We start from the raw sequence: 7,158 nt of genomic DNA, 5'->3' as shown, positions 1-7,158 counted from the left end.
TGCGAATGCCCGGCCCGCATCACGGATTACTGCGCCAGGCGAATCACTTCGACCTGAGCTTTAGAGGCGTTGCGATATGCCGTCACCTCCAGTTCCACCTTGTAGACCGTCGACCCCAGCGGCGGGCATGTAACGGTGCTGGCCGGATCGACGCCGCGAAACTTCTCGCCGATCAAGGCCATCACCGCCGGCACGTCCTTGGGGTCTTGGATGAACACGCGCGAGCACACCACATCGGCCAGGCTGGCATCGACGGCGGCCAGCGCGGTTTCGATGTTGGCGAAAACCTGGTGCGTCTGCTCGAGGATGTCTTCCGGGATCAGTTTGGTTTGCGGATTGCGGCCGGCGGTGTTGGACACGTAAATCCAGTTGTCCACCACCACCAGGCGCGAATAGCTGGCCTGGTCTTCAAACGGGGAACCGGTCTTGAGCTTGATGATTTTTGTCATGTCGAAGGTCTCTTCAGTTGTATAGGAAATGGCTCAGCGCAGCTCCGGGGTTTCCCACAGATTCAGTTTCACGCCGATGCCTCTTTCGATGGCATTGCGGTACACCACGGTGCCCCAGGCCACGTCTTCCACGGGCATGCCGCCGACCGACATGATGATGATTTCTTCATCGTTCCTGCGCCCGGGGGCATCGCCGGCAATGATCTTGCCGATGTCTTCAAGCTGTTCGGGCTGCATCGTGCCTTCGGCGATCATGTCCATGAAACGCACGCCGATCACCGGCACGCAGTGGTGCGCAGGCTTGGGCAATTCTTCGTACCAGGCTTCGTAGAGGCCGGTGTTATCCAGCACCTTGCGCACGTCGGCGCGCTCCATCCCCTCATCCAGCGAGCAGGACGCCGGCATTGCCATGAACGCCCCCGGTTTGACCCACTCGCGTTTAACGATTGGGTAGATTGAGGGGTCGCCCGTCTTACCGGAGCTACAATAAGTAACAAGGTCGGAATCACGGACCACGTCTTCGAGGCTATCGACCACTTTAATCGTGGTCACCTGAGGGTAGGTTTCCTTCACCCAGGCAATAAAATCATTCAGGCTTTTCTCGCCACGGCCCTTGATCTTCAACGTATCTATTTGCGGGCAAACAGCGATGAAGGCGGCGAGCGTGGTCTTGCCCATCACACCCGGTCCGAGCAGGCCGACCACTTTCGAGTCCTTGCGGGCCAGGTGGCGCGCGCCCACGCCGGGGATTGCGCCGGTGCGATAGGCCGACAGCAGGTTGGCGGACATATGCGCCAACGGCGCGCCGGTATCGGGGTCGTTGAGGGTGAACATCAAAATCGAGCGGGGCAGGCCTTTGTCGCGGTTGGCGATATTGGAGCCGTACCATTTGACGCCCGCGGTGCAAAAGCTGCCGCCCAGGTAGGCCGGCATCGCCATCATGCGCCGGTCAGCGGTGGGCTTGGGCATGTTCGGGAACGGTGAGTCTTTCGGGAATATCACCATGGCGCCATGGGAATCATTGTTCGGCCCGGCCATGCGGTAGTCGCCGCTGTACAGCAGGCCGAACATCTCTTCCATGGTGTTCACACAGGCGAGCATGTCGGTCACGCCAGCGCGGATCATGTCCTGCTCGGACAGGTAGATGAAGTCTATTTTTGTAGTAATGGACATAATTGTTCTCGGGCTGAAGGTGATATCGCTTCGGTAGGCGCTGCTCCCACGCTATCGACCTTGAGTATCAGCGGACGAATTTGGACGGTATTGTAAATTTCGGACATCAACGTCTATTCCGCGCGCAGGTATTGGCGCGATAAGTGCGTAATATTCCCGCATGTTTCCGCTTGAAGGTCCGGTCATGATCAACTTGTCTGCGCCGACGCTGCGGCACCACACCGCGTACGAACAACCCTGGTTCGTGCTCAACTCATCGCGGTATTCGGTAGTGCCTTCCGATCACCCGGCGATTTCGCATTTCTATGCGTTCGATGTCGCCGACTCGGCCGACCTGCTGGCGGTCCCGGATGGCTGTGTGGACATCGTGTTCGACTGTGATGCCACGCGCCCCAGCGTGAGGATTTGTGGCACGCCGTTGGAGGCGCAGCGGGTCCAGTTGCTGCAGGGTCATCATTACTTCGGCGTGCGCTTTTCGCCGGGAGTGATTCCAGGTTTCATCAACGTCATGGCCGAGGACCTGACCGAACAGGAATGGGACCTGCTGGAGGTGTCTGCATTTGCCCAGCGCATTTTCGAGAGCATCGTCCAGGCCCCGCAGTTGCAGGAGCAAATGAAGCTGTTCAACGACTACCTGATCCCGCGCTTGATGGGCAGGACCTCAAAGCTGACGGCCATGGTCATTCAACAGGCGCTCGCCCACCGCGGCGACCTGCGCATCCAACAGCTTGAACACCTCAGTGGCTACACCAGCCGTAGCATTCATCGCCAGTTCAGCCAGGACACTGGCCTGTCGCCCAAGACCTTCTGCCGGATCATCCGCTGCCAGGCGGCGCTGGAAACCCTGAATACCCAGCACGATGTATCGTTTTCGGAACTCGCCCTGGACCTGGGCTTTTCCGATCAGTCGCACTTCCTGCGCGACTTCAAGAAACTGGTCAGTACAACGCCCTGCGAATACCAACGCACAATGCTGCGAAACGCCTATAACGAGCGCATCAGCTTCGCCTGAACACCGCCCGCCCTGCCCTCGCCGGGAAAATTAATTTTCGGCCTCCATCATTTCTCCATAAACCCTACGCTGAACGTGCATGCTGGCGAGGCATCATCCAATCCGTTGCTGAAAAACTGCGCACCGTTGCAGCATTGAGCCACGGCATAGCACATCGACCGAGCAGACCATGACTGAATCATCCGTTGCATCGAGCGCCAAACAGGCGCTGATCCTGATCGCCGAAGACGAGCCGGAGATTGCCGATATCCTCGCGGCCTATCTCAAGCGCGCCGGCTTTAAAATCGTGCATGCGCAGGACGGGCGACGCGCGCTTGAGCTGCATCAGGCGCTCAAGCCCGATCTGGTGCTGCTCGATGTGCTGATGCCCAAGCTCGACGGCTGGATGGTGCTGGCGGAAGTTCGTCATCGCGGCAACACGCCGGTGATCATGCTGACGGCCCAGGACCAGGACATGGACAAGCTCATGGGGCTGCGCATAGGCGCCGATGACTACATCGTCAAACCCTTCAACCCGGCGGAGGTCATCGCCAGGGTCCAGGCAGTACTGCGCCGATGCGCCGATCAGGGAGATGGCGGCGGCCACAGTGTGCTACGCGTCGACCCATTCGAGATCGACATCGACAACCATGAGGTGAGCGTGCGCATCGGCACGCGAAACCAGCCGTTGCAGCTGACGGTGACCGAATTCAGGTTGCTCGCGCAGTTGGCAAAGTCGCCGCGTCGAGTGTTCAGCCGCGCCGAACTGCTGGTGCTCTGCTCACCTGAGAGCGACAGCCTGGAGCGTACGGTCGACAGCCATATTAGCAAATTGCGCCGCAAGATCGAAGACCTCGGCCTGCGCGGCGTGCCGGCCAGCATCCGTGGGGTCGGCTACCGGTTCGGGAGCCAGGCATGAACGTCAGGAACAGCATGAGCCGTCAGATCATCTTGTCGATGACCGCGGTGGTGCTGTGCGTAATCGCACTCGCGGTCGTCGGCACCTATGTGTTCTATGCATTGCTTTGGACCCTGTCGCCACCGACGCAGCTGGAGCTGGAGGCGGATGAATGGCTGCCCAGCGGCGTGGAATGGGCCTGGATGAGCTTGATCACCTGCGTCAGCCTGGGCGTCGGCGTGGCGATGGCCGTTAAATTGTCTCGGCGCATTCTCATGCCGCTGAACTCAGTGGCGGCCAGCCTGCGCAGCCTGGCCGAGGGCGACCTGGATGCACGTGCAGTGGCGCCAGACGTTTCTCCGGGCGAAGCTGCTCGGCTGGTGAATGACTTCAATAGCATGGCGAACCGATTGAAACGTATGGCCGAAGAACAAGCCTTCTGGAACGCCGCGATTGCTCATGAACTGCGCACCCCGCTGACCATCCTGCGCGGCCGTCTGCAAGGCCTGGCCGAGGGTGTATTCAAGCCGGATACTTCGCAGTTCTATAGCCTGCTCAGCCAGGTCGAAGGGCTGACGCGCATGGTCGAAGATCTGCGCGTGGTGGGCATGGGGGACAACGGCTACCTGAAGCTGGACATCAAGCATGTCGAGCTGGCCGACGCGCTGGAGGCCGAAGCGCGGTTGTTCGAGTCCAGCCTGAACAGCGCCGGTTTCGTCCTGCAGCTGGACCTGCGCAAGGGACCCGTGCACTGCGACCCCGCCCGCATCCGCCAGGCCTTGCTGGCACTGCTGGACAACATTCGCAGACATGCCACGCCGGGCAACGTCAGCGTTCAACTCGGCAGTGACGAGCGCGGCAACTTCCTGAGGGTCGCGGATGAGGGCCCAGGTGTCGACGAGCCGTTCGCCACCCTTATCTTCGATGCGTTTCAGCGGGGCGACAGCTCGCGTTCCCGCGCCCAGGGCGGCAGTGGCCTGGGCCTTGCTGTGGTGCGTTCGATCGCGCTGGCCCATGGCGGCGCCGTGGCCTGTCGAACAATGAAAAATGGCGGCACCCTATTCGAACTCATTTGGCCAACGGCGACCTTTTGAATATCGAACCCTGACCACCCTGAAGCGAGGTTTGCTTTATTAACACCCACCAAGGTGATGGCATGCGCCTCTATCTCCTTATTCAAGAGAGCAATTAAATATCGCCACTTTGCCTTACTGGACCTACAAGGACGTTGTATCGCTTTCATGAGTTGCGAAGAAATCCCCAGCAGAGGTGAATGGGTGGAAGTCGAAGCAGTGAATCTCGCCTGGCTCAATCAACTGTTGCCAGGCCTTGAACGCCGGGCAGCGATCAGCCACACCGTGTAATGCCTGGCACCCTTGTTTAACGTTCCAACGTGGATAACTGTTATGCCCACACTGCATTCAGCGCGGACGCCTATCGCCCTTAAACAACTGGAAGCGTCACTGACGCTCTACACGTTCAAACTCAAAAAGTTGCAGCGCTTCTGTATTCCCCTGCAGAAGTACGCACCTTCTTGTGTCTTGGCCCTGTGGCTGTTGGGCGTATGTGCATCGCTGATAACCCAATCCTATTATCACTGGCTGCTGACGGCGCCGGCCATTTGCATCTTGATCACTCTGGAAATCATCATCGAAGAAGTCCAGATCGATCTGTTGTTGCTGACCGACGAAGCGCGCCATCGGCTCGGCGTCACCCGCGACTTTTATCAACGCGCAACGTGCGACACAGGTGCTCCATGGCGTCCGTGACACCGCCGATTCTGCTCGAAGAGAGTAAAAAACTGGGGCAGCAATCCGCCAGCCAGACCCTCAAGGCCATCGCCAGGGCCTATCCCGGTAAATTGTTCGGCACTTTATCGTTGGTCGCACTGGAAAATGCGCTGCTGCTGGCCTACCCGCTGTTCGCCGGGTTTGCCGTGGACTCGATCATCCGCGGCGATGCCGCCAGTGCACTGTGGTATGCCGCCGTGGTATTCGGCTTCTGGGTGGTTGGCGCGGCGCGGCGGGCGCTGGATACGCGCACCTTTACGCGCATCTACGCCGACCTTGCGGTGCCTGTAATTCTCAACCAGCGCCTGCAACGCCACAGCACCTCCAAGGCGGCGGCGCGGGTGGTGCTGGCGCGCGACTTCGTCGATTTTTTTGAGAAGCACGTGCCGACAATCGCCACCGCGCTGGTGTCGATCGTCGGGGCGGCGGGCATGCTGTTGGTGATCGAGCCCTGGGTCGGCCTGGCCTGTCTGCTGGCATTGCTGCTATGCATCACGCTCATGCCGGGCTTCGCGAGGCGCAACCAACGCTTGCATGAGCGCCTGAACAATCGGCTGGAAAAGGAAATCGGTCTGGTGGAAACGGTCGGGGCGCATACCTTGCACCGCCACTATCAGGTGCTGTCGCGGCTACGCATCTGGCTATCGGACCGTGAAGCAGTGGCGTTCCTGTCCATTGGCATTCTGGCGGCGCTGCTGTTCGTGGTCGCGATCACGCAATTGGCCTTGGCGCCAGCGGTGAAAGCCGGGCATATCTATGCGGTGATGACCTACCTGTGGACCTTCGTCAGTTGCCTGGATGAAGCGCCTTCGATGATAGACCAACTGGCGCGGCTCAAGGATATCGGCAAGCGCGTGGACCCAGGCTTGGCGGACTCAGCGCGGTGACCTGCGCGTTTCCGACGGCGATTCGCCGAACAGCTCGCGGTAATGCGTGGCGAAATGGCTCAAGTGAAAAAAGCCCATGGCCACGGCGATTTCACCGACGTTTTTCTTGCTCGGGCAGGTTGCGATCAGGCGTCGCCTGACCGCGTTGAGACGCAAATTGCGCAAGTACTCTACGGGCCGCATGCCGGTCACTGCCTGAAAACTGTTCTGCAGGGTCCTGCGGCTGACGCGCAACTGCTCGCAAAGGTCCAGGATGCTCAGCGGGGTATCGCCACTGGCAATGATCAATTCCTGGCTGCGCCTGACCAGATACGCGCTGACCGCGAAATTGCCACGCCGGCCACGCACTTCATCGCCAGCGTGGGTGAACAGATCGAGAAATGCACTGAGCAACTCGTCTTCCAAGATTTTTTCCGACGCCGGGCTGATGGCGTCCGCGTGTTCCAGAAAGTGACGAAACAATAGGTGAATGCGCTGACGAATGCGCAGCAGTGACGTTTCATCCACGTTAAGCGCGGGCACGCTGGTCAAACGCTTGAGCTGATCATTGGATAACTCGAAGGCCGCCAGTTTGGCGAAACGCACGGCATCGACATTGAACGCAAAAAAATGCGTGCCTTGCGGCGCATGCAGCACGAACTGTTCGGCATCACGCAGCAGCACCACGCTTTGAGCGCTTACCCGTTGCCCCTGGACCACCGGAGGGTTGCCCAGTGACATGGCTGCGCACAAGCGGCCCTGGGGCGAACGGCCATGCTGCACCACCCGCTTGTCCAGCACCTCCTGGAAGATCTGGAAGCGATCACCGGTCAGTTGCCGCAGCTCACTGGTCAGGCAGCCGCGACCGAGCTGGTCATAGACCTGCTGCCAACCCTGGATTGAGCCAGCGTGCTGTTGAGAGTCATTGAAGGTTCGGACTTCAGCGAGCATATTCGTCATTCCTCGGCGGCCGGGTTTTTGCTTTTGGCCT

At 59.7% G+C, this 7,158-nt stretch carries 9 protein-coding genes; 6 read left to right on the top strand and 3 right to left on the bottom strand.

The genetic code is table 11. The annotated features are described in order from the left end of the window. Positions 1–26: 26 nt before the first annotated feature. Complete coding sequence (locus tag ACE04F_RS05430) at positions 27–449, bottom strand: RidA family protein (RefSeq protein WP_486105332.1); 423 nt, start codon at positions 447–449, stop codon at positions 27–29. Positions 450–482: 33 nt separating this feature from the next. Then, entirely contained in the window at positions 483–1,622 is a 1,140-nt protein-coding gene (locus ACE04F_RS05425; RefSeq protein ID WP_486105331.1) for an ornithine cyclodeaminase family protein, read from the bottom strand. A 184-nt stretch (positions 1,623–1,806) separates the two neighbouring features. Between ACE04F_RS05425 and ACE04F_RS05420 the strand changes: the two genes are divergently transcribed. The 6 genes from ACE04F_RS05420 (at position 1,807) to ACE04F_RS05395 (ending at position 6,188) form a co-directional block, all read left to right on the top strand. Next, positions 1,807–2,634, top strand: a complete 828-nt coding sequence (locus tag ACE04F_RS05420; RefSeq protein ID WP_434694869.1) for an AraC family transcriptional regulator — start codon at positions 1,807–1,809, stop codon at positions 2,632–2,634. Between the two features lie 169 nt (positions 2,635–2,803). Next, on the top strand, positions 2,804–3,532 hold the full coding sequence (locus ACE04F_RS05415) for a response regulator (protein ID WP_486105330.1): 729 nt from the start codon (positions 2,804–2,806) through the stop codon (positions 3,530–3,532). After that, positions 3,529–4,605: an ATP-binding protein gene (locus tag ACE04F_RS05410; RefSeq protein WP_486105329.1), complete on the top strand. Its 1,077-nt coding sequence runs from the start codon at positions 3,529–3,531 to the stop codon at positions 4,603–4,605. Before ACE04F_RS05415 ends, ACE04F_RS05410 begins: the two co-directional genes overlap by 4 nt. Before the next feature lie 147 nt (positions 4,606–4,752). Further along, positions 4,753–4,875 (top strand): hypothetical protein, encoded by a 123-nt coding sequence (locus ACE04F_RS05405; protein ID WP_434694873.1) that lies wholly within the window; start codon positions 4,753–4,755, stop codon positions 4,873–4,875. Between the two features lie 42 nt (positions 4,876–4,917). Continuing rightward, complete coding sequence (locus tag ACE04F_RS05400; protein WP_434694874.1) at positions 4,918–5,280, top strand: hypothetical protein; 363 nt, start codon at positions 4,918–4,920, stop codon at positions 5,278–5,280. Beyond that, positions 5,268–6,188: an ABC transporter six-transmembrane domain-containing protein gene (locus ACE04F_RS05395; RefSeq protein WP_434694875.1), complete on the top strand. Its 921-nt coding sequence runs from the start codon at positions 5,268–5,270 to the stop codon at positions 6,186–6,188. The genes ACE04F_RS05400 and ACE04F_RS05395 overlap by 13 nt, the downstream gene beginning before the upstream one ends. Here the strand turns inward: ACE04F_RS05395 and ACE04F_RS05390 are convergent. Next, positions 6,177–7,118 (bottom strand): helix-turn-helix domain-containing protein, encoded by a 942-nt coding sequence (locus ACE04F_RS05390; protein WP_486105328.1) that lies wholly within the window; start codon positions 7,116–7,118, stop codon positions 6,177–6,179. The two genes, ACE04F_RS05395 and ACE04F_RS05390, sit on opposite strands and share 12 nt — an antisense overlap. Positions 7,119–7,158 lie beyond the last annotated feature (40 nt).

It is taken from the genome of Pseudomonas sp. AGC41, assembly GCF_057334555.1.
This window is presented reverse-complemented; position numbering and strand designations above follow the sequence as displayed.